We start from the raw sequence: 21185 nt of genomic DNA, 5'->3' as shown, positions 1-21185 counted from the left end.
CCTCGATTGTCGCTATCTCTATACTGTGATTTCTATGAGGTCGGTTCGATGACAGAGAGAAAAGCTGTGGCCGGAATTGCCACATCTGATTCGCGTATTACGCCCCTGAACAAAGGGCTCGGAGCCTTCGAGCATCCGCTTGCACCGGAGGATAGTGCGAAGTTGGGATGGAATCTGCTGCGCGAGGACCTGAGTCTGCCGACGGCTGTTCTGTACCAGGAAAAGCTGTTGCACAACCTGCACTGGATGCAGCAATTCATCACGACTTATGGAGTCAAGCTGGCGCCGCACGGTAAGACGACGATGGCTCCGAAACTGTTCGATCTGCAACTGAAAGGCGGTGCATGGGGAATCACATTGGCAACCGCGCACCAGGTAGCGGTTGCCTATCAGCACGGCGTTCGCCGTGTCCTGCTGGCGAATCAACTGGTTGGCAAGCAGAATATGGCCATCATCTCGAGGCTGCTCGAAGACGAAGCCTTCGATTTTTACTGCCTCGTTGATTCGGCGGAACAGGTAGAACAGCTCGGCAGGTTCTATCGCGCAAAGGGACAACGGTTGCAGGTGCTGATTGAACTGGGAGTGGAAGGCGGCCGAACTGGTGTTCGCGATGCAGAGCAACTGCAATCGGTTTTAAATGCTCTTGATGCTTGGCGTGAACAACTGGTGCTTTGCGGAGTGGAGATCTATGAAGGGGTGCTGAAAGATGAGGCTTCGATTCGTGACTTTCTGCATCGCGCTGTCGATATCACGCGTAAACTTGCGCTGGAAAAACGATTTGGCGGCCAGCGCATTTTGCTTACGGGCGCGGGTTCTGCCTGGTACGACGTAGTTGCCGATGTCTTTTCAAAGGCAGAGTTGGGAGATTCCGTCGATGTGGTGTTGCGGCCCGGATGCTATCTGACCCACGATGTCGGCATCTATCGCGAGGCGCAGCAGGAGATTCTGAAGCGCAATCCTATTGCAAAACAAATGCATTCGAGCCTGCAACCGGCGCTGCAACTTTGGGCCTATGTCCAGTCCGTTCCAGAAAAAGAGCGCGCGATTGTGGCGCTTGGAAAGCGCGATGCCGCATTCGATGCTGGGCTTCCCACGCCGGTTCTGCGCTATCGGCCGGGAACTGCCGCGCCCGCGGCGGTTCCAGCAGGTTGGGAGCTTACCAAGATGATGGACCAACATGCCTATCTCCAGATTGCCGAGGGAGATGATATTCGCGTAGGCGACATGATCGGATTCGACATCTCGCATCCGTGCCTGACCTTCGACAAGTGGCGATGCCTGCCGATGTTGAATAGCGATTACGACGTCGTCGATGTGGTGCAGACGTTTTTCTGAGTCCTGCTGTTTGTATTGAAGCTCTGGTGGTTGGCTAAGGCTGGAAGAGCAGCTCGATGATGTGTCTCGCCAGCTCTTCGGGGGTTTGGAAGCTGCGGGGTGTGTCGCTGAAGGACTGCTGAATAGAGAAAGCGTCATCTGCCGCAACGTTGAAGGTAAAGTGGACGGTCTTGCGGTCGAGGTTGAGGTCGCCCGAGGTGCCGCGGTCTTTGGCGTAGTCGAGGACGATGTCAGCATCCTGATGGATGACGTGGGCGTCGAACCAAGGGAAACGGTCACGGGTGAGTTTTATGTCGTTGATGTTGACGATCTGGATGGTGGTGTCGGCGGAGGTGAGGTCGCCTTGTAGCCGGCGCCTGATTTCTGCAACGTCCTCTTCAAGGCACGAGGCGAGGGTAGTGAAGAAGGGCATGCCCAGATTGGCAATGATGCCTGCGTTGTGCTGCTGTCTGCCGTAGTCTTCTGCGGCTTCGTGGTTCTTCTGTTTAATGTCCTGTGCGAGGTCTTCGATCCAGTCTTTGGCCATCCGGGTTGGGCTCCTCATTCGATCGCATGGCTGTTGGCCAGCGAATCGAATATTGCTGGTTTGATGGCGATAGGGAGCAAAAGGCCGCTTGGAATTGATCGGCGCCAAGAACATTATTCGTTGGCGATAATTTCGCGGACGGTGGCGATGCGTTTCTTGATCCCAGCGATCTTGTCAGGCCAGTTGCCTCCGGCGTGATCTGGGTAGGGGACTCCGGCAGCGTACTCTCGTTCGGCTTCAGCGAGATGGTCGAGCAGGATGTCGAGTCGTTGTTGCAGGGTAGGGCCGCTCATAGGCAAAAGCCTATCACTTTGGAGGACCCAGGTTAGCCTTAGCCGTTCGAGAGTTCTTACGACGCAGATGTCGGTAAATATTATTAGATGCTTACTTGGCACGGGCGGGGTGCAGTCATAGGGGAGGCTACTCGGACGGTAATTTATCTTTGATGTTTGCGCCACATCGTCAATAGAGGTGTCCTGGCTCAGTTGCGCGATTTCTTTGTCGTTCGCGACTTTCGGAAGACACAGACATTCTTCTTCTTTGCGACATAGAAAAGTGCCAGCCGCTTTCGTGGCTGGCACTTTTGCTTCGGAACAGATTAGTAGAGGATCTTCAGGCCGAACTGCAGGATGCGTGGCTCGAAGGTGCTGGTGATCTGGCCTCCGCTGGTGGGTGTGGCTCCGAGGGTTCCGCCGAGGCCACTGCCTGGCAGGTAAAGGTTGGTGTGGTTGAAGAGGTTATAGCTCTCTGCGCGGAACTCGACCTTGAGGCTCTCGATGGGAGTGCTGAACTTTTTGTTGAGGGCGAGGTCGGTCTGGTAGAAGGCCGGGGTGCGGCCGGGGTTGCGCGAGGCGTTGCCGAAGGGGCTCAGCAGCGTGGTTCCGTCCGCGCTACGGGTGGCGGGCAGGGTGAAGGCAGCGAGGTTGAGGTACTGGATGTAGCCACTCGAGAGCCTGGTCTTCTTGATGAGCGGCTGCCCGGCGACGACATTAGGACGGTACTCGTTGGCTCCGCGATAGGTTGCCGAGATCTGCGGAGAGACGGCGTTGGCGGAGTTGGGCGAGTAGCCGATGTTGAAGGGCGTACCCGCCTGCATGGTGTTGATGCCGCTGATCTGCCAGCCGCCGATCAGTGCATCGACCGCGCCGTTGCTGCGGCTGAGGAAGCGGCGGCCATGGCCAACGGGCACCTCGTAGACGAGGCTGGTGACGTTAGCCACAGGCAGGTTGTAATCGGACTGTCCGTAGTCGGCCTTGATGTTGTTGGCGTCCTGCGGCGAAGGCGAGTTGCCTTCGAGCGAGGCGCTGGCGTTATCGAGCGAGTTGGACCAGCTAAAAGAGTTGAGCAGTGTCAACCCGGCCACGAAGCGCTGTTCGAAACGAACCTGTAGAGCGTCGTAGCGGGAGACAAACGAGTTCGTCGCCTCGGTGATATCGCTGGGCCAGTTGCCGAAGGGGCGAGTGAAGTGGCCGTTTGTAATAACAGACGGATTCAGTTGGTTGCCGTTGAGGAAGCCCTGCAGCTTGAGGCCGCGGTTGCCGACATAAGCGATGTCGAGCAGCGTGTTCTTGGCGACCTGCTGCTGCACGCTGAGGAAATAGCTCTGCACGTAGCTGTCGCGCGTGTTCTTCGGCACCCAGGTGATGTTGTCTGTGGCTGGATTGAAGGTGGTCACAAGGCTAGAGGGAAATCCCTGATCGACCGTCGCGTAGCAGTTCTGGTTCGGTAGCGGGCTGCAGTGGTTGGTGGTATTGGGTGTGGGCTGGGTGACCGAGGCGAACTGGGCCTGCGGCGCGTTGATGGCGAGAATGTCGCCCGAACCGGCGCGGGTGTAGTGCACGTAGCTGACGCCATAGCCGCCGCGTACTGCGATCTTCGATGTCGCCGCGTAGGCAAAGCCGAGGCGCGGGGCGAAGTCGTTGAGGTCAGGATTGACGAGCGTGTTGCCGTAGACGCCACCGCCGCCGGTGTAGGGAGTGATGCCGTTGCCCTGCACCGCTCCGGGGGTAATGGTGAGGACGGTCTGCGTGGTGGGATCGAAGTTGGAGATGAACTTCTTCTGCTCGGAGTAAGGCGAGCCGTACTCCCAGCGAAGGCCGAGGTTGAGCGTCAGCTTGGGATTGACCTTCCAGTCATCCTGCGCATAGGCGCTGTCGAGCGTCTGTCGGAGATGCGCGACGAAGTAGTTCGCCAGCGAGTAGTTGTTGGTGTTGCCGAAGAGAAAGTCAGCCCAGTAGTTGTCGGTGACGGCTGAACTTGCCGCTCCCGCGCAGCCGGTGCAGAGGCTATAGCCGCCGCCGTAGCTGAAGGAGCCGTAGAGCGGGTTGTTGTCGTTGACGGCCATCCAGACATGCTCATACTCATAGCCGAATTTCAGCGAGTGATTGCCCTTGACCCAGGTGAAGTTGATCTTCGGATCCAGCAGGGCTGGATTCTGCCACTGCGGGTTGGTGCTCTGACGGCCAAAGGCAGTAAAGCCAGTGATGCTGGTGGAGGGCAGACCGCCCGCTACAACAGGGTTGGTGGGCAGGCCCGGAATGGTGATGGCGTTGTTGCCGATGGAGAGGCTGAACTTGCCCGCTTTGGTCTTGGAGAGTCCGACGCGGACATCGAGAATCTTGTTAGAGCCGAAGAGATGCGTGTTGCCCAGCGCTACCTGCTGGTCGAGGACGCGGATGGTGCCGTTGGTCTGGCCGTCGAGGGGCAATGGCAGCGCTGGATAGTTGACGCCGGTTTCCTTGCGGTCGCTGATGCGGAGGAACCAGGAGCTGCTCGCGCTCTGCTGATAGTCGAGGCGGAGGTCGCCCTTGTCGGAGTTGTCGGTGAAGGGCACCTGCTTCGAGTAGTCGTTCGTCGCCAGGCCTGTTGTCGGAAGACCGGTAGTAGGCAGGCCGGGGATGCCCTTGAAATAGCCGATGATCTGCTGAGAGATAGGGTTGATGGCCGTGGAAGGAATCGCGGTATTGGCCTGGTAGATAGCACCGGTGACCGGATTTTTTACAGGAACGACAAGAACGCCGTTAAGTTCATTCTGTGTCGGCAGGGTAAATACGCTCAGCGGCTTGAGCGTCTGGCGGAAGCCTTCGTAGTCGAGGAAGAAGAACAGCTTGTCCTTGCGGATGGGGCCGCCGACGTTCATACCGAACTGGTTGCGATTGAAGGTCGGCTTCTGGAAGGGAATGACGTTGCCGGTGTTGCCGACCGTCCTCGGCTTGAAGTAGCCCGCAGCATTAAGGTCCGTGTTGCGGATGAACTCATAGAGGGTCGCATGAAAACGGTTGGTTCCGCTTGCGGACGCAGCATTGATGGTGGCTCCGGAGGAACGGCCGAACTCCGCGCTCTCATTATTGGTGACGACCTGGAACTGGGCGATGGAGTCGGGCGGAACGGCGATGATCTGGTTGTCGAAGCCCTGGTTGCTTTCGCCGTAGGCGTTGTTATCCATGCCGTCGAGCAGGAAGTTGTTGAACATACTGCGCTGGCCGTTGATGTTGTAGGCTCCGGCGCGCACCAGGCTGTTGACTGAGCTGGTGGTAGCGGCGGTGGGTGCCTGACGGGAGCCAGTGATCAAACCCAGCAAGTCGGAGTAGTTTCTGCTTACCAGGGGAAGAGCGGCGCTCTGATATTGCGTGATGGTCTGGCCGCGCTGGCTTGAATCCGTTTCAATCTGCAGCGCGACGTCGCTTACCTCAACCGTAGTCTGGGCGCTGCCAACCTGCAGTGTCAGGTCGATACGCCCGCGCACACCAACCGAAACAGTAATATTCTTCGCGATCGCATCGGCAAAGCCAGAAGCTTTTGCAGAGATCGTGTAGATACCAACGCGAAGTGAAGGGGCATCATAATCGCCGGAGCCATTTGTCGTTACTGTCGAGGTGGCTGCCGTGGCAGTATTGGTGATCGTAACCACCGCACCTGCGACTTCTGCTCCGCTTGCATCATGGATGGTTCCGACGAGACTTCCGTTCTCATATTGAGCGAAGGCGCTCAATCCTGGAAACATTAACAACAGCGCTAGGGCCAGATAAATCCATCCGGCAACTCGAACACCAGATTTACGTCCGTTTCCGTGAACCTCATCGTGAGAACATCCCCAACTTCTATCAATCAGCATTGAATCTCCTGCCTCCATAAGTTTTGATTGCCGGTGACTTATCTTCCCTCGAGACGGACACCACACTACGCCGGGCTCTGGGCATGGTCAATAAAGAAGTTACCGATAACTTTTTAGCAGGTTGAGATTAACGAAGCATTTATTTATCAGATGTTTATGGTGAAATGTCCGCTGTAAATCGCAACCGAAACAAAATGGCGATTTGAATACCATCCTTCAGGCGAAAGGATTATTGGGAAATTGACGACCACGCAGAGCAGGCTTCCAGGTACGCGCAGGCAAAGAAGATGAGCTCCAGACGTAACGTGTCGAACTGTTTCTCGGGGGCGCTGGATTCGAGCAATCTTCGGCTGACTCCAACCATTGCACCCTGCAGCATCGAAGCTACCAGTTGAGGGTCTCTGTCGAGCGGTTCGGAGGCGGTCTTCAGCATCCCAACAATCGCCTTGTTGCATTGCACTCCCACCTGTTGCACGATCTTTGCGCCGTCCACATCGGAACTGATCGAATACAAAGCGACGCTCGTCTTCGCATCCCTCATTTTGGCAGTAAGGAATGCGGTGATGAGAGCAGTCGCCATCTGCTGGAGCGTGTTGCCCTTCTGTTCCCTGCAGACTCGTTCCACTGCCTCTGTCACCTCGTCCATGTGACGCCTCAAGGCCGCTTGTAGGAGCGCGCTCTTGTTCGGAAAGTACTGATACAAGGTTCCGACAGACACACCGGCTCGCATCGCCACCTTTGTCGTGGTCAGCCGTTCTTTTCCCGCGTTGAGCAAAACCTGAATGGTCGCTTCGAGAATGGCGCACACGCTTGCAGCGGAACGCGCTTGAACCGGCAATTTACGGGGTTGTAAGAGCACTGGGGAGTGTGGAGGCAAATGCGAACTCCTAAGGTGAAGCTTTCTTCATCTAACCACAAGCAGCCAGATTGGCGAGCAACATTTGAAGTTTGAACAAGCCACGATTTGCATAGACCAGGAGAAACAATAAATGACCACACCGACAATCCTCGGCGGCACCTTCACCTTCCCAAACACATTAATGACCGTGAACCGCATGGGCTATGGCGCGATGCAGCTTGCCGGTCCGCAGGTGTGGGGACCGCCCCGCGACGCCGACGCTGCGGTCGCTGTTCTGCGAGAAGCTGTCGCCGCGGGCGTGAACCATATCGATACCAGCGACTTCTATGGCCCCCATGTGACCAATCAGATCATCAAGCAGGCGCTCCATCCTTATGTGGATGGCCTCGTGATCGTCACCAAGCTGGGCGCTCGACGCGGCGAGGACAAGTCATGGATTCACGCTCTTTCGCGCCAGGAGTTGATCGATGGCGTTCACGATAATCTCCGAAACCTCGGACTCGACGCGCTCGATGTCGTCAACCTGCGCGTTGGAGGAGTGATGGGGCCAGCGGAAGGATCCATCGAAGAGCCTCTGACCGTGCTCGCGGAACTCAAGCAGCAGGGTCTCATTCGTCATCTCGGCCTGAGCAACGTCAGTCCTGAGCAGTTTGCCGAGGGGCGGAAAATTTCGGAGATCGTCTGCGTGCAGAACCTCTACAACGTCGCTCACCGGACCGATGATGTCTTCATCGACGATCTCGCAGCCCAAGGCATAGCTTATGTGCCGTTCTTCCCGCTGGGCGGGTTTACTCCCTTGCAGTCGTCGGCGCTCGAAACGGCAGCGGCATCACTCGAGAGCACGCCAATGCAGGTTGCGCTTGCGTGGCTTCTTCAGCGCTCGCCCAACATCCTGTTGATCCCCGGGACATCTTCGACCCAACATCTTCGTGAGAATCTCAACGCCGCAACGATACAACTGCCTCCTGAAATCACCGCCAGCCTCGACGCAATCGGCGAGGATTCGAAGTCGTGAGAGGGAGCGTTCGGATACCTGCCAGTTCTGTTCGAGGATTTGTAGGACGGTGTCTTTTGCTGCGGCGGTTTGGAGGAAGGGCTGACGCTTGTAGCAACTGAAGGTGATGAAGTGGAAGTGTTTGGATTGCTGGTAGCGTTTGAACACCCCACGAGCGAAGCTCGCGGGGACCCCGTTTGAGGCCGGTGGGCATGGCGGTACGAGCAGTTTACATTCCCACCCTTCGCAAAATACCGCGAAGGATGGGGTACCCGGCGTTGCCCAACCCTGTGTGAGACTGCATGATTGGGTGCCCGACTTACCCTTTACTACACACGAAGAACTTTTCGCCGCGCAATAGCCCGTACTCCATAACATCCTGTCCCTGGGCGGTTACTTCTTCAATCTTTTCGAAGCCGGCAGCCTTCAATCTGCTTCTAAAATCGCGCCCGTAGTATCGGACGTGATCGGATTGGCCAAAGTGCAGCTCTCTCAAAAGAGGGTTCTGGATGCTGTCGTTTTCGTAGGTATGCTCCCAGCCCTCAACGATCGGCACAGAGACTACCAGGTTGCCCTCTGCCGATAGGATTCGGAAGATCTCTGCGAGAGCCTGCTTGTCGGAGACGTGTTCCAGAACGTGGTTACACACTACGGTGTTGAAGCTGCCCGAGGGTAAGTCGATCTTTTCGATATTCAACTTCAAGTCGGCTTCCTTGAACAGGTCCGCGGTTGAATATTTTCCGTATAGCTTTCTGAAATTCTGCTCCAGTAGTTTCTCTGGCGCGAAGTGCAGTACCGGCTCTTTCAGGGCGTTCTTGTCCTTGCTGAACCAGAGCCAGAATAATCTGTGCCGCTCCAGCGAGCCGCAGGAGGGACAGAGGGCATCGATGCGGGGCGGACGTCCGAAGTGTGTGAACAATCCGTGATAGCTGCACACGGGACAGGTTCTCGAGTGTAGAGGCCGGATGGACTCGGCAAGTTGGAGGGCGTTATTTTTGTCTAAACGCTTCTGGCGCAACGCCAGGAGTGGCTTTGGAACAAATGGTTTGATTTCTTGCTTCAGGTTCATTTTTTGCCTCAACCTAGAACATTTAAAACTGAGATGCCGGTTTTGAGACTTCGAACGGTCGAAGCAAATTTACTCCACAGTGACGGATTTGGCGAGATTTCTCGGTTGGTCCACATCGCAGCCTCTTCTTACGGCGATGTGGTAGGCGAGGAGTTGGAGCGGGACTACTTCCAGGATGGGGAGGAGGAGTTCGGGGGCCTGGGGGATTTGGATGGTGTGTTCTACCAGGTGCTTGATCTCTTCGTCGCCTTCGATCGCGATTGCGATGACGCGGCCGCTGCGGGCGGTTACTTCCTGAATGTTGCTCAGGGTTTTTTCGTACTTCAGGACGCTACTGGGGTCATCCGGATCTTTGGTCGCGATGCAGACTACGGGGAGGGTCTCGTCGATGAGGGCGTTGGGGCCGTGCTTCATCTCGCCTGCGGGGTAGCCTTCGGCGTGGATGTAGGAGATTTCCTTGAGCTTGAGCGCGCCTTCGAGGGCGATGGGGTAGTGGATGCCGCGGCCGAGGAAGAGGAAGTCGTTGGCGGTGTGGAAGATCTTGGCGAGCTGGAAGCACTGGTCGTCGACTGAGCGCAGAATGTCTTCGATCTTGCCGGGAACCTTGGATAGCTCGGTGACGAGGTGGAGGGATTCGGCGTCGGTGATGGTTCCGCGAACCTGCGCGAGGTGCAGCGCGAGGATGAAGAGGGCGGTGAGCTGGGCGGTGAAGGCCTTGGTGGAAGCGACGCCGATCTCGGGGCCTGCGTTGGTCGTAATCGTCCCCTGGGCTTCGCGGGTGACGGCTGCACCGACGACGTTGCAGATGGCGAGGGTCTTGCTGCCCTTGGCGATGAGCTCGCGCTGGGCGGCGATGGTGTCGGCGGTCTCGCCGGACTGGGTGATGAGCAGGCCGATGGCGTGCGGGTCGGCGATGGGGTCGCGGTAGCGGTACTCACTGGCGTAGTCGACGTCGACGGGGAGTCTAGCCAGGCGCTCGATCATGAATTTTCCGGCGAGCCCCGCATGCCATGACGTCCCGCAGGCGGCGATGGTGATCTGGCTGGCGGTGCGGAAGTCTTCGTCGGTGATCTGCATCTCGTTGAGAAAGACTTTGCCGGTGTCGAAGGAGACGCGGCCGAGGGTGGTGTCGCGGATGGCGCGGGGCTGCTCGTTGATTTCTTTGAGCATGAAGTGCTTGTAGCCAGCCTTTTCGGCCATGATGGGATCCCAGGTGATGCGCTGGACTTTTAATGGCAGAGGCTTAGCTTCGAAGTCGGTGAGAGTGACGCCGGTGGTGGTGAGGACGGCGAGCTCGCCATCCTGAAGGAAGTGGATGTTGCGGGTGTGGTGGAGGATGCCGGGGACGTCGGAGGCGAGGAAGTATTCGCCCTCGCCGATGCCGATGACGGCGGGCGGGCCCATGCGGGCGGCGACGAGCTTGTTGGGCTCGTTGGCGGAGAGGACGCCGATGGCGAAGGCCCCGGTGAGGCGGTGGACGGTGCGGCGTACGGCTTCTTCAAGGACGATGCCGGGGGCCTGCTTGATCTCTTCTTCGATGAGGTGGGCGATGATCTCGGTGTCGGTCTCGGTGACGAAGGTGTGCCCGGCTGCGGTGAGCTGTTTTTTGAGGGCGAGATAGTTTTCGACGATGCCGTTGTGGACGACGACGAGGGTCTTGGTGCAGTCGCGGTGGGGGTGCGCGTTTTCTTCCGTCGGACGGCCGTGGGTGGCCCAGCGGGTGTGGCCAATGCCGAAGGTGCCGTGGATGGGGTTATCGGCGATGACGGCTTCGAGGTTGCGGAGCTTGCCGGGCGCGCGGCGCAACTCCAAGCCGGTGGAATTGCCTGCTACGGCGATGCCGGCGGAGTCGTAGCCGCGGTATTCGAGGCGGCGCAGGCCTTCAATGATGACGGGGACGACGGGCTGGGGACCGATATAACCAACAATTCCGCACATGAACTGAGTGTAGATGGTGGGGGGTGATTTTGTGTCAGATGAATTTGTGGGACTTTTGTGGGAGAGCATCAAACATATAGGGTGGTAGAGATGAAGGAAATGCGGAAACTTCTGATTGTGGTGCCGGCAGCGGCATTAGTTGTGCTGTTGATCGCGAGCTACCTGACTCGGGGCTCGATGGCGAATCTGCCGTTCCTGCGAGGGAAACGTGGGGCTTCGGCGGATACGCTCGTCGATCAGAGGCCATGGCAGACGGCGCAGGCGTTGGCTTCGTTGGCGACTTCGGTGGAAGAGAAGCGGCTGGCGCGGAATGCGGAGCGACTGGCAGACCATGAGGTCGATCAGGCATTTGCGCAGGCGCTGCGGATGGCGGCGTTGCAGCCTCCGGTGCTGAAGGGGGATGCGCTGGCGCTTTCGCAGAAGGTTGCCGTCTTGAAGGAGACGGTGAAGGAGGACCAGGCGACGGTGGACCGCGTGACCGCGGCGACGGCGAAGCTGCCCAAGGCTCCGGATGGCACGGTGCAGTCGGACGAACTGGATGCGGCGAAGGCGCAGTTGACGCTGGACAACGACGAGCTCGGGGACGCCACGGACGATCTCGCCAGGGTAAGCGGAGACAAGCGGGGAGCGATTCAGCAGGAGTTGACAGCGCGAGAAGCGTCGATGAAGAAGTTCGACGAGCAGGCGGATAGCGGCGCGCCGACGGCAGTTGCTTCGGCGAAGCAGCATGGAACGTTGTATGGGCGGATGAAATCGTGGTTCGATCAGCGCAGCAGGATGGACTTGATCAGCCAGGCAAAGGCGGAGGCGGATGCCGATGTCGTGGCGCTGACTGCACAGCACGCGGAGATCGAAAAGAAGGCGAGTGCGGCTGAGGCGGGGGTAGTAGCTTCGCCAAGCGGTACGGGGACGCCCACAGATGCCGAGGCAGCGGTGAGAGGCCGCGTCGCGCGGATGGGAAAGATGCATGCCATCGCGCAGGTCCATTCGATTCTGGATGACAGGTTACAGACGCAGCAGCAGCTTTCTGGCGTTTATGACCAGTGGCTGGCGCAGGTGGAGTTGCAGCACAGCATTGTGACTCATCTGCTTTTTCAGTCGTTTGCCGTGATTGCCTTTCTACTGCTGTGTGCTGCGTTGCTGGGCGCGCTGGTACGGATGATGCTCGACCGGTCAAAGATGGAGCAGCGCAGCCTGCATACGCTACGGATGATTGCGCACCTGGCAATTCAGTTTGTGACGCTAGTGCTGGTGCTGTTGGTGATCTTTGGAACGCCGAGCCAGACGCCAACGATCCTGGGACTGGCCACGGCTGGGTTGACGGTGGTGTTTCAGGACTTCATTCTCGCGTTCTTCGGATGGTTTGTGTTGATGGGGAAGAACGGCATTCGCGTGGGAGACTGGGTAGAAATTAATGGCATGGCCGGTGAGGTGATTGAGATTGGGGTGTTCCGAACCTCACTGCTGGAGACGGGAAACTGGAGCGACAAGGGGCATCCCACTGGCCGTCGAGTGACGTTCCTCAATAAATATGCCATCACGGGACAATTCCTTAACTTCTCGACGACAGGGCAGTGGATGTGGGATGAGATCAGCTTGAATGTGCCGGCGGGTGAAGACACTTTCAAGATGATCGATGAGATCCACGAGGTGGTGCTAAAGGAGACGAAGCAGGGGGGACAGGAGGCGGAGCGGGAGTGGCAGCGGGCGACGAAGCAAACGAATCTGAGTCTGTTCTCTGCGACCCCATCGGTGGAGATGCGTCCGGCCGGATCAGGGATCGATATTCTTGTGCGCTATGTGACGCAGGCAGGCAATCGGTTTGAGATGAGGAACCGCCTGTACCAGTCTGTCATCAACCTTTTGCACAAGACGGAGGAGAAGACGGCGCTTCCTGCAGAGTCAAAGTCTTAGCTTTATGGGTGGGCGTCAGCGAGCTTTGTGAGCCGGTCGAAGACTTTCTGTACAACGCGGTCGCAACGAACACCCATGAAAGGGAAGGCTTCCTTTGCCGCTGGCCCAACGCGCTCGAAGAGCCAGTTGCGCATCATGCCGTGGCCGCGATGCAACCGTATCTTGACGTTTTCTTCGGTCAGGTCGAGCGCCTGGGCGGTCTCGGCTGTGCTGAGTTCTTCGATATCGCGCAGCATGATGACGGTTCGATAGTTCTCTGGAAGGTTCAGAACGGCCTCTTCCAAAAACTCTCGTAGCTGGTCGGTCGAGGCATTCATTTCCGGGTCGAGCAAATTGCTGGGCGTCTTCATCGATATCTCTCCGTCATAGTCGGTGACATCTACCTGCGGATGCCGGTTGCGCGAGCGCAGGCGGGTCAACGCCTCGTGGACGGCGATGCGGCTCAGCCAGGTGGAGAATGCTGATCGGCCTGCAAATTGTTCAAGATGAGTGTAGGCACGAACATAGGCGTCCTGCATGACATCTTCGGCTTCGCCATCGTCGTGCAGAATGGCGCGGGCGATGCGATAGAGCCGTTGATTGTAGCGGCGCATGATGACCTCATACATGGCGAGGTCTCCGGCGCGAACGCGGTCTATTACCTCTTCGTCGGTCAACGTCTTCGATACTTCCAGAATTTCGATCTTCTCCATAACCTGCTCTTCTTACTTATTAATAGAGTGCGCAGGGTTCGAGTGGTTACAAGGATGCGCCTTCGTGTCCTGTTTTATGGCTTTCTTCATGGAAGACTGTAACCGGAGGTCATCTCAGGAAGTCTTTTGCGCGTGAGGTTGCAGTCCGCCACCTTGAGATCGCCGTCGGCGCATTTGCGCTCTCGCAGCTTTCGACAGTGCGCGAGGCCTATGGCCGAGAGGTAGGCAACGAGAGTATTGTTGAACTGCCATAGTTTTGTAGCAACATGTAATGAGTGAAATTCAACACGAATTGGAGAACACCATGAAAGCGCTTGTTTCCCTACTTGCTGTCGGCCTGCTGGCAACCCCGGCATTTGCCGCTCCAAAGTCATTCGAGAACGTCTCAGTTGTCGACGTGAGCTGTTCGAGCAAAGTCGCCGATACCGCTGATGCGCACACGCGCGACTGCGCTTTGAAGTGCGAGAAGAGCGGATTCGGCATTGTCACCGAAGACAAACAATTTTTGAAGTTTGATGCTGCCGGTAATGCCAAGATTATCAAGCAGTTGCATAAATCGAAGGAAGCAGATCATCTTCGGGTAAACGTCAAGGGCGATGTCGATGGCGATGTGCTGAAGGTCGACTCCGTCAAGCTGCTGTAAGCTTCGGCCGATTGCATCGTCGCGGCAGGGCGTCAGGCTCCGCCGCGCTGCAACTCCTTTGTCTTCAGCACAATAAAATACTCATAGATGGATTGCAGGGTCGCATAGGTGAGGCCGGCGACCCCGTCAAGGATAGCTCTGCGCACGAACATCATATAAATCCACTTGACGATGGGGCGACCGGGAAGGCGATAGAAGATCGCTTTCTGATGCAGGCGGCGGGTGTGAAAGTCGGGGTCGCGGAGCGCGGTCTTCCAGGATGGATTCTGCAACCCTTGTTGGCGGTGGATGAGCTCTGCCTCCATGGTGGAGTAGAGATTATGCTTATTGAGCCAGTGGGCGAACCCCTTTGAAAATGGATAGTGGTCGAACGGATAGCTGAGATCGGCGATGGTGCCCTCGACCTCGATGACCTCATTGATGGCACGGGTGTAGCGGCTGCGTTCGGGCCGGACGAGCCGGATATAGAAGGGCGAGATCTGCGCGTGCTTGAGCCAGGTGCCAAAGAGGAAGTCGCGGCGGCGGAGGCGGAAGCCTGAGATTTCGGCGGGGGCGACCAGAACGATCTGCTGCATCTCGTGGGAGAGCTCGGGGGTGGGGCGCTCGTCGGCGTCGAGCAGGAAGACCCAGGGATGCTTGAAAGGAACGGTGGCGAGAGCGGCGTTGCGATGGGTGGCGTAGTCGTCGAAGGTGCGCTGGTGGAGGTGGGCTCCGGCAGCCTGGGCGATGGAGACGGTGTCGTCGGTCGAGAAGGAGTCGAAGACGTGGATATCGTCGGACCAGGCGACGGAGGCGAGGCAACCGGGCAGGTCGCGCTGTTCGTTGCGGGTAAGGATGAGGATTGAGATCATCTGGGGGTATTATCGCCCGAATGCCCGATGCATTTGTTCAGGAATGGGAGCGGATGGCGAGAACGGCGTTGAGGCCGCCGAAGGCCAGGGAGTTGGAGAGCGCCAGTTGGGCGCTGGCTTCGCGAGGGGCGTTGAGGATGACATCGAGCTTGATGGATGGGTCGATCTGGGTGACACCGGCGTTGGCGGGGAGCTTGCCGTGGTGGAGGGAGAGGATCGTGGCCATTGCTTCGATGGCTCCGGTGGCTCCGATGGAGTGGCCGTGGAGAGCCTTGGTGGAGCTGACGGGGATCTGCGAGGCGCGGGGGCCGAAGAGCTGGTGGATAGCGGCGGCTTCGGTGGCGTCATTTGCCTGGGTTCCGGTGCCGTGAGCGTTAATATAGTTGACCTCGTCAAGTGAAGCGTTGGCGTCGCTCAATGCCTTTCGCATGGCGGCGGCTGCACCTTCGGGGGCTGGCTGGGTGATGTGATGGGCGTCGGCTGAGCTGCCAAAGCCGACGATCTCGGCGTAGATGGTGGCGTTGCGGGCCTGCGCCGACTCGAGGGTTTCAAGCACGAGCATGGCGCTGCCTTCGCCGAGGGTCATGCCATCGCGGTCGGCGGAGAAAGGACGGCACTGGGTGGGGGAGACGACGCGCATGGAGTCCCACGCGCGCAGGAAGCCGAAGGTGAGCGGAGCTTCGTGGCCGCCGGTGATGGCTGCCGAGACCATACCGGCGCGGACCATCTGGAAGGCGAGGCCAATGGCATGGGTCCCCGAGGAGCAGGCCGTGGAGATATTGAGGACAGGGCCGGTGATGCCGAGATCGATGGAGATGTGGCTGGCTCCGGCGGAGGCCATGGTGCGGGTGACGGTGAGCGGATGCACACGGGCATCGCGGGTGTAGAGCTTGGCGGTTTCGGTCTCTTCGGCCTGACGGCCTCCGCAGGCGCAACCTACGATGATGGCGACGTTATCGGGAGCATGATGCTGGAGGAGATTGCTATGTTTCGCGGCCTGACGGGCGGCGACGATGGCGAACTGGGTGGTGCGGTCGGTGGAGACGACGACGCCCGATTCGAGATGCTGGCGGGGGTCGAAATCCTTGACGCGGGCCGACTGGGTGAAGCGGAGACCCTGGGTTTCGCCGGGGGCTTCGGGGAAGTCGGGGAAGGGGGCGATGCCGGTCTGGCCGGAGAAGAGAGCGGTGCGGAAGTCTTCGACGGTGCTGCCGATGGGGGTGACACAGCCGAGGCCGGTAACTACAACGCGATTCACTTGATCTCTTCCTCGCGGCAGCCGCGGCTAGGGTGTGGTAACGGCAGCGGTGGGATGGTTCACACGGAGTTCGCTGACGCCGCGCACCATGTCGCCGACGGTCTTGATGGTGCCGAGGGCTTCGTCGGGGATCTCGATGGAAAAGGCCTCTTCGACCTCGAAAGAGATGTTGATCTTGTCGAGGGAGTCAATATTGAGGGAGTCGAAGGTGCTGTCCAAGGTGATTGAGTCCGCGGGAATGCTCTTCGACTTTGCGATGATCTCAATGCAGCGCTGTGCGATGTCGTCCATAGTTCTACCCAGCTTCCTCTTGGTGCTACTTCAACTTACAGGGATGCCTTTGTCAGTGTAAAGGCAGCCTGCGTTGTAGTGTGAGCGAAAAGGTTGGGGTAGCAAGAACGAGCAACTGCAACCGAGATGCTGCCGGGCGGGATATACCTCCCTGTCCTTCGCAAAAAGCGCGAAGGACAGGGCACCCGATCTTTATTCCTGGTCGAGAAAAACAGGAGGAATGAAGACCTACCACTGGAGCAGGACAAGTTCGGAGCAGAAGGCCGGTCCCATGGCGGCGAGGATGCTGTAGGTGCCAGCCTTGCCAGGGGTGTTGACGAGATAATCCTCCATGACGGCGAGGACCGAGGCGGCAGAGAGGTTGCCCACTTCGCGGAGGCTCTTCCAGGAGGGAGCGAGAGCGTTGGGAGGCAGGTTCAAGGAGGTCTCCATCGCTTCGAGCACCTTGGGGCCGCCGCTGTGGAAGATATAGCTGGAGATGTCACCAAGGGTGAGGTTGTTGTCGGCGAGGAAGCTCTCCACGTTGCCGCGGAGATGCTCGTTGACGACCTTGGGGACGTCGGGGGAGAGGACGATCTTGAAGCCGAGATCGCCGATGTCCCAGCCCATGATGTGCTCGGTGTTGCGGTAGAAGGTGGAACGGGTGTCGAGGACGCGTGGGCCGCAGCCTTCCTTGGCGAGTGCGGTCTCAGAGCCTGAGATGACGACGGCGGCAGAGCCGTCTCCGAAGAGGCCGGTCGAAATGAGGTTGGCGATGGACTGATCGTTGTCCTGCCAGGTGAGGGAGCAGAGCTCGACCGAGAGCAGCAGAGCGTACTGGTCGGGGAAGGCGCGGACGTAGTCGGAGGCGCGGGAGATGCCGGCCGCTCCGGCGACACAGCCGAGGCCGAAGATAGGAGTGCGCTTGACGCTGGTGGGGAAGGGCATCAGGTTGATGAGGCGGGCATCGATGGTGGGGCTGGCGATGCCCGTCACCGAGGCGAAGAAAATGGCGGAGATATCCGCCGGGGTGAGGCCGACGCGATCGAGGGCGGTGGTGATGGCTTGCTGGCCCAACTCGACGGCAGCTTTGATCCAGGCGTTGTTGGTGGGGCCGAAGCCGGAGAGGTTCTCGTAGACCTCAAGCGGAAAGACGAGGTTGCGGAACTCGACGCCGCAGTTGGCATGGAGACGGTTGATCAGCCGGGGCTCTTCCATCCGGTCCTGCCATCGGTTTCTGAGTGCTTCTGTGATTGCTGCCTGGGAGTAGCGATGGGGAGGGTAAGCCGTGCCGACGGACGAGATACGCATGCTGATAAGGACCTTTATTGTTGCCTGAGTAAACTGCTGTGCTGCGCGGTGGCTGGTTGCAAACGATGCATTCAGCCTACACGCAGAGATGGATTCGAGTCGCGCATTTGGACGGTTGGCGGAGAAATCAGTGAAGTCTGGCCAGTTCGCGCTGGTAGAGAGTGTTCTGGGGAAACTCTTTCGAAAGAGCGATGAGGATGTCTTTGGCCTCTTGCGGGCGATTGTCCCGCAGGGCGGCGACGGCGAGCATCATGCGGGCGAAGGGCGCGAGATAGTGGCCCTTGGCGGCGGTGAGGCGAAGCAGCCGGATGCCTTCTTCCCGGTCTGTGTTGGCGCCGGTGAGGTTGAGAATCCAGCGGACGGGCGCCGATTTGAGGCTGAGCATGTAGTTTTCGACCCCGGTGGCGAGGTAGGCGTCGTAGAGCGTGGGGTTGATGGCAAGGGCTTGCCGGGAATAGGCGCTGGCCTGCTTGCTGAGGTTCAGGGCGGCGATATCGCGCTTGTCGATCATGAGGGCATAGTCGGACTGCATACCGCAGATGACGGTCTTGACGTAGAGAGCGTTGGTGTCTTTGGGATTGCGCTGAAGAGCTGCGTCGGCGAGCCGCTCGGCCTGCGCGGCGCGGTCATCGAACGACTTGCGAACGTTAGGGTCGGGAGTGAGGCGCTGCCGGTTGTCGAAACGGCTCTGGTCGGCAAAGAGTTGGACGTCGATGATGTGGAGACGGTCGAACTCTCCGAAGAGCCACGCCGCTGCGTCGGAGGCTGGACCCATGGGGTCCTGAGGATGGGCGGACATCCACTGCTGGAACTTCTGGTGGGCGGCCGGAAAGTCGAGGTTATACATGTCGTAATAACCGTCATCGAGCGCGGAGCCTGTGAGCAGCGGGCTGAAGGCCGAGGCGAAGGGGCTCATCGCCAAAAGAAGGAAAAGCAGGGCCAGTGGAATGAGGTGTCGGGGCCTGGTCGAGTGAGAGCTTGAGATATTTGTCGCAACGTTTACTGACATTTTCTGGTTTGCCTGATCCCTTGAATTGAGTCGGTCCTATAGCCCGATCCTAGCTCTGATGTGAGATGCGTGATGAGTGGACGATGCCTGGGTGAGCAGATAGCAGGAAGATTTGAATGAATATCGCTGTAAATGACGCAGTGACAATACGATTGCAACTTTTGTTCCTATTTTATATGCAATTTTTTGCGTATCCGATGTGGATAGGTCGAGCTATCTAATTGATTTATAGCGACTTTGCTTTGGTGGTTCAGATGCTTTTAGAGAAGTCAAGAGACCTGCACTAGAACTCCTGGCACGGATGTATGGGGGTCGAGGGCCTGCAGGTGATCTCGAAGATCCGTTTATTGCGGCGCTTCTTATAACGGCCCATAGATTGCTGAATCAGGAGAACTACATGAAGTTTTTGAAATTTTCTGCTTTGGGGGCGGTGCTCATACTTACTACCGCCTTCGCGTCGGCTGACACCCTTCAACTGGGAAGTTATGGCCAAAATACAAACGGCATTACTGTGACTGGAAACGCAAACAGCGCGTTGCAGATTGCGGGCGGCAGTACATACAACATTGGTGATGGAGGGGTGTGGACGGCTGCCGTAGGCAGTGGATCTAACCTTTCAAGCTGGGTTTCCCAGGATCCGGGAAATTATCCCGGTGGCGGCAACGTTGAAGCAAACGGAACCTACACCTTCACTTCGACGTTCACTCTAGGGAATAGCTCATACGCCGGTTCGATTTGGGTATTGGCCGACGATACAACCGATGTCTATCTTAACGGCAATCTGGTTCAGGATTTTGCTGGCGGAGCGAACTCCACCTGCCAAACCTTGCAGCCGAATTGCATTTCACCTCTTCTGGTCACACTTCCCAGCGGAGACTTTCTGACTGGCTTGAATACCTTGACGTTTGACGTTCACCAGACCAATGGGAGCGCCGAAGGAGTGGATTTTAGTGGTTCAATTTCGAGCGTTCCGGAGCCAAACTCGCTGATTCTTCTTGGAACCGGCCTGATCGGTTCTGCCGGAGCCTTGATGCGCAAGATGCGTTCGTAACTTTGTAACCTGGCTTTACAGGAGGTTGCCGGGAGCGACTTTTTATGAAGCCAGGAGGCAAAGGTTTATAGCCGCCAGATTCTTCTGGCGGCTATTTTCTTTTCCCCGACAGGTCTATTGTGATCGCAATGGATACGGACGCATCTAGCCTTTGAGGGCAGGGGCTTCGTTCTTCTGTTTCTCTTCCAGATACCAAGCCACGGTCTTCTTCAGGCCCTCGTGAAAGTGAGCCTTGGGGCTATAGCCCAACTCAGCGGTGGCACGGCTGATATCCGCCAGCGAGTGCTGGATGTCGCCTTCGCGGGGTGGGCCGTAGATGGGTTTGGCGGTAAAGCCGAGATGTTCGGCGATGGTGGCGTAGACCTCGTTGAGGGTGTGGCTCTTGCCGGTGCCGATGTTGAAGACCCTTCCGGTGGCGACTTCGCTGGGTGCAGTGCAGGCCAGCAGGTTGGCGCTGACGGCGTTGTCGACGTAGTTGAAGTCGCGGCTGGTGAGCCCATCCCCGAAGATGGTCGGGGCCTGCCCGGCCATCATCTTGTAGGTGAACTGCGCGATGACGCCGGAGTAAGGCGAGTCGGCGGCCTGGCGCGGTCCGAAGATATTGAAGTAGCGCAGGCAGACGCCTTCGAGCCCATAGGCGCGGTAGAAGGACTGGATGTAGTACTCGCAGGTCAGCTTCTGGACGGCGTACGGAGACAGCGGACGAGGCAGCATGTCTTCCTGCTTGGGCTGCGTGGGCTGGTCGCCATAGGCTGAGGACGATGCCGCGTAGACGATGCGGCGCACCCGGGCATCTTTGGCAGCAACCAGAAGATTGAGCGTTCCGTTGATGTTGGATTCGTGCGAAGAGACTGGATCTTTGACCGAACGGGGCACCGAGGCGAGCGCGCCCTGATGAAGAATAAAATCAATGCCTTCGCAGGCGGATTTCACGCCGGCAACATCCTGCAGGTCCGTCTCTTGAAAGGAGATCTGATGCTTTATGTCGGCCAGGTTTTCGAGGTTTCCTGTTGAGAGGTTGTCGATGCCGCGAACCTCGTGTCCTTGGTCGACAAGGGCGTGGGCCAGGGTTGAACCAATAAAACCTGCAATTCCTGTAATCAAATAACGGGCCATCTATCCTCCACCAGGGACGTCACTGGGCGTAGTCAAAGTTTATCGGAGCGGAGATATCCGCAAATCAATCATTGCTATTGCGGCACGCTGGGAACTGTCAGTTTGTCAATTTCGTTTCTGTGAGTCCATGCAACTTTTGTGCGGTTCATAGGGCGTGGGGAGAAACGGCGCTTCGCACCAGACAACGTGGCAAACGAACAACCCATTATCTGATATTTTTGCGATCTATTCCTGC

Annotated in this window: 18 protein-coding genes; 5 read left to right on the top strand and 13 right to left on the bottom strand. The window is 58.0% G+C overall.

What is annotated here, in order from left to right:
- The first annotated feature begins 48 nt into the window (after window positions 1-48).
- On the top strand, window positions 49-1335 hold the full coding sequence (locus tag GSQ81_RS12890) for an amino acid deaminase (protein WP_158911124.1): 1287 nt from the start codon (window positions 49-51) through the stop codon (window positions 1333-1335).
- Window positions 1336-1369: 34 nt separating this feature from the next.
- On the opposite strand, the gene GSQ81_RS12885 is transcribed toward GSQ81_RS12890, so the two are convergent.
- From GSQ81_RS12885 to GSQ81_RS12870, 4 genes are all read right to left on the bottom strand, one after another.
- Window positions 1370-1861 carry a hypothetical protein gene (locus tag GSQ81_RS12885; RefSeq protein WP_158911123.1) on the bottom strand — a complete coding sequence of 164 codons (492 nt, stop codon included), beginning with the start codon at window positions 1859-1861 and terminating at the stop codon, window positions 1370-1372.
- Window positions 1862-1974: 113 nt separating this feature from the next.
- Window positions 1975-2154: a hypothetical protein gene (locus tag GSQ81_RS12880; RefSeq protein WP_158911122.1), complete on the bottom strand. Its 180-nt coding sequence runs from the start codon at window positions 2152-2154 to the stop codon at window positions 1975-1977.
- 305 nt (window positions 2155-2459) lie between these two features.
- A complete protein-coding gene (locus GSQ81_RS12875) occupies window positions 2460-5975 on the bottom strand; it encodes a TonB-dependent receptor (protein ID WP_254060167.1) in 3516 nt (1171 codons plus the stop codon).
- A gap of 229 nt (window positions 5976-6204) precedes the next feature.
- The gene (locus GSQ81_RS12870; protein ID WP_158911121.1) at window positions 6205-6852 is read right to left on the bottom strand and encodes a TetR/AcrR family transcriptional regulator; all 648 of its coding nucleotides are present in this window, start codon (window positions 6850-6852) and stop codon (window positions 6205-6207) included.
- A gap of 112 nt (window positions 6853-6964) precedes the next feature.
- On the opposite strand from GSQ81_RS12870, the gene GSQ81_RS12865 reads away from it, so the two are divergent.
- The gene (locus tag GSQ81_RS12865) at window positions 6965-7849 is read left to right on the top strand and encodes an aldo/keto reductase family oxidoreductase (protein ID WP_158911120.1); all 885 of its coding nucleotides are present in this window, start codon (window positions 6965-6967) and stop codon (window positions 7847-7849) included.
- Between the two features lie 298 nt (window positions 7850-8147).
- Here the strand turns inward: GSQ81_RS12865 and GSQ81_RS12860 are convergent, their stop codons facing one another.
- Together GSQ81_RS12860 and glmS are read right to left on the bottom strand one after the other, a co-directional pair.
- Complete coding sequence (locus tag GSQ81_RS12860; RefSeq protein WP_158911119.1) at window positions 8148-8765, bottom strand: methyltransferase domain-containing protein; 618 nt, start codon at window positions 8763-8765, stop codon at window positions 8148-8150.
- A 201-nt stretch (window positions 8766-8966) separates the two neighbouring features.
- Window positions 8967-10835, bottom strand: coding sequence for a glutamine--fructose-6-phosphate transaminase (isomerizing) (glmS, locus tag GSQ81_RS12855; RefSeq protein ID WP_158911118.1), 1869 nt, complete (start codon window positions 10833-10835; stop codon window positions 8967-8969).
- Window positions 10836-10934: 99 nt separating this feature from the next.
- Between glmS and GSQ81_RS12850 the strand changes: the two genes are divergently transcribed.
- A complete protein-coding gene (locus GSQ81_RS12850; protein WP_254060166.1) occupies window positions 10935-12749 on the top strand; it encodes a mechanosensitive ion channel domain-containing protein in 1815 nt (604 codons plus the stop codon).
- A 2-nt stretch (window positions 12750-12751) separates the two neighbouring features.
- Here the strand turns inward: GSQ81_RS12850 and GSQ81_RS12845 are convergent, their stop codons facing one another.
- Window positions 12752-13441 carry an RNA polymerase sigma factor gene (locus GSQ81_RS12845; RefSeq protein WP_158911116.1) on the bottom strand — a complete coding sequence of 230 codons (690 nt, stop codon included), beginning with the start codon at window positions 13439-13441 and terminating at the stop codon, window positions 12752-12754.
- Window positions 13442-13745: 304 nt separating this feature from the next.
- Here GSQ81_RS12845 and GSQ81_RS12840 point away from each other — a divergent pair, with 304 nt between their 5' ends.
- The gene (locus tag GSQ81_RS12840) at window positions 13746-14084 is read left to right on the top strand and encodes a hypothetical protein (RefSeq protein ID WP_158911115.1); all 339 of its coding nucleotides are present in this window, start codon (window positions 13746-13748) and stop codon (window positions 14082-14084) included.
- Between the two features lie 32 nt (window positions 14085-14116).
- Here the strand turns inward: GSQ81_RS12840 and GSQ81_RS12835 are convergent, their stop codons facing one another.
- The 5 genes from GSQ81_RS12835 to GSQ81_RS12815 form a co-directional block, all read right to left on the bottom strand.
- Window positions 14117-14935, bottom strand: a complete 819-nt coding sequence (locus GSQ81_RS12835; protein ID WP_158911114.1) for a glycosyltransferase family 2 protein — start codon at window positions 14933-14935, stop codon at window positions 14117-14119.
- 37 nt (window positions 14936-14972) lie between these two features.
- On the bottom strand, window positions 14973-16193 hold the full coding sequence (locus GSQ81_RS12830) for a beta-ketoacyl synthase (protein ID WP_158911113.1): 1221 nt from the start codon (window positions 16191-16193) through the stop codon (window positions 14973-14975).
- Between the two features lie 27 nt (window positions 16194-16220).
- Window positions 16221-16484 (bottom strand): acyl carrier protein, encoded by a 264-nt coding sequence (locus GSQ81_RS12825; RefSeq protein WP_158911112.1) that lies wholly within the window; start codon window positions 16482-16484, stop codon window positions 16221-16223.
- A gap of 228 nt (window positions 16485-16712) precedes the next feature.
- Entirely contained in the window at window positions 16713-17774 is a 1062-nt protein-coding gene (locus GSQ81_RS12820; RefSeq protein WP_158911111.1) for a type III polyketide synthase, read from the bottom strand.
- A 127-nt stretch (window positions 17775-17901) separates the two neighbouring features.
- Window positions 17902-18783 carry a hypothetical protein gene (locus GSQ81_RS12815; RefSeq protein ID WP_158911110.1) on the bottom strand — a complete coding sequence of 294 codons (882 nt, stop codon included), beginning with the start codon at window positions 18781-18783 and terminating at the stop codon, window positions 17902-17904.
- A 397-nt stretch (window positions 18784-19180) separates the two neighbouring features.
- Between GSQ81_RS12815 and GSQ81_RS12810 the strand changes: the two genes are divergently transcribed.
- On the top strand, window positions 19181-19834 hold the full coding sequence (locus GSQ81_RS12810; RefSeq protein WP_158911109.1) for a PEP-CTERM sorting domain-containing protein: 654 nt from the start codon (window positions 19181-19183) through the stop codon (window positions 19832-19834).
- Window positions 19835-19978: 144 nt separating this feature from the next.
- Here the strand turns inward: GSQ81_RS12810 and GSQ81_RS12805 are convergent, their stop codons facing one another.
- Window positions 19979-20950: an SDR family oxidoreductase gene (locus tag GSQ81_RS12805; protein ID WP_158911108.1), complete on the bottom strand. Its 972-nt coding sequence runs from the start codon at window positions 20948-20950 to the stop codon at window positions 19979-19981.
- Between the last annotated feature and the right edge of the window lie 235 nt (window positions 20951-21185).

The organism is Granulicella sp. L56 (assembly GCF_009765835.1).
Taxonomy (GTDB): domain Bacteria; phylum Acidobacteriota; class Terriglobia; order Terriglobales; family Acidobacteriaceae; genus Edaphobacter.
The sequence above is the reverse complement of the archived record's forward strand: the minus strand, read 5'-3'. Positions and strand labels throughout refer to the sequence as shown.

Excerpts from the sequence above, each read along its gene's own strand:
- GSQ81_RS12890 (WP_158911124.1), top strand. The coding sequence starts at position 49 with ATGACAGAGAGAAAAGCTGTGGCCGGAATTGCCACATCTGATTCGCGT.
- GSQ81_RS12885 (WP_158911123.1), bottom strand. The coding sequence starts at position 1,861 with ATGGCCAAAGACTGGATCGAAGACCTCGCACAGGACATTAAACAGAAG.
- GSQ81_RS12835 (WP_158911114.1), bottom strand. The coding sequence starts at position 14,935 with ATGATCTCAATCCTCATCCTTACCCGCAACGAACAGCGCGACCTGCCC.
- GSQ81_RS12810 (WP_158911109.1), top strand. The coding sequence starts at position 19,181 with ATGAAGTTTTTGAAATTTTCTGCTTTGGGGGCGGTGCTCATACTTACT.
- GSQ81_RS12815 (WP_158911110.1), bottom strand. The coding sequence starts at position 18,783 with ATGTCAGTAAACGTTGCGACAAATATCTCAAGCTCTCACTCGACCAGG.
- GSQ81_RS12850 (WP_254060166.1), top strand. The coding sequence starts at position 10,935 with ATGCGGAAACTTCTGATTGTGGTGCCGGCAGCGGCATTAGTTGTGCTG.
- GSQ81_RS12865 (WP_158911120.1), top strand. The coding sequence starts at position 6,965 with ATGACCACACCGACAATCCTCGGCGGCACCTTCACCTTCCCAAACACA.
- glmS (WP_158911118.1), bottom strand. The coding sequence starts at position 10,835 with ATGTGCGGAATTGTTGGTTATATCGGTCCCCAGCCCGTCGTCCCCGTC.
- GSQ81_RS12875 (WP_254060167.1), bottom strand. The coding sequence starts at position 5,975 with ATGCTGATTGATAGAAGTTGGGGATGTTCTCACGATGAGGTTCACGGA.
- GSQ81_RS12825 (WP_158911112.1), bottom strand. The coding sequence starts at position 16,484 with ATGGACGACATCGCACAGCGCTGCATTGAGATCATCGCAAAGTCGAAG.
- GSQ81_RS12880 (WP_158911122.1), bottom strand. The coding sequence starts at position 2,154 with ATGAGCGGCCCTACCCTGCAACAACGACTCGACATCCTGCTCGACCAT.
- GSQ81_RS12805 (WP_158911108.1), bottom strand. The coding sequence starts at position 20,950 with ATGGCCCGTTATTTGATTACAGGAATTGCAGGTTTTATTGGTTCAACC.
- GSQ81_RS12845 (WP_158911116.1), bottom strand. The coding sequence starts at position 13,441 with ATGGAGAAGATCGAAATTCTGGAAGTATCGAAGACGTTGACCGACGAA.
- GSQ81_RS12820 (WP_158911111.1), bottom strand. The coding sequence starts at position 17,774 with ATGCGTATCTCGTCCGTCGGCACGGCTTACCCTCCCCATCGCTACTCC.
- GSQ81_RS12840 (WP_158911115.1), top strand. The coding sequence starts at position 13,746 with ATGAAAGCGCTTGTTTCCCTACTTGCTGTCGGCCTGCTGGCAACCCCG.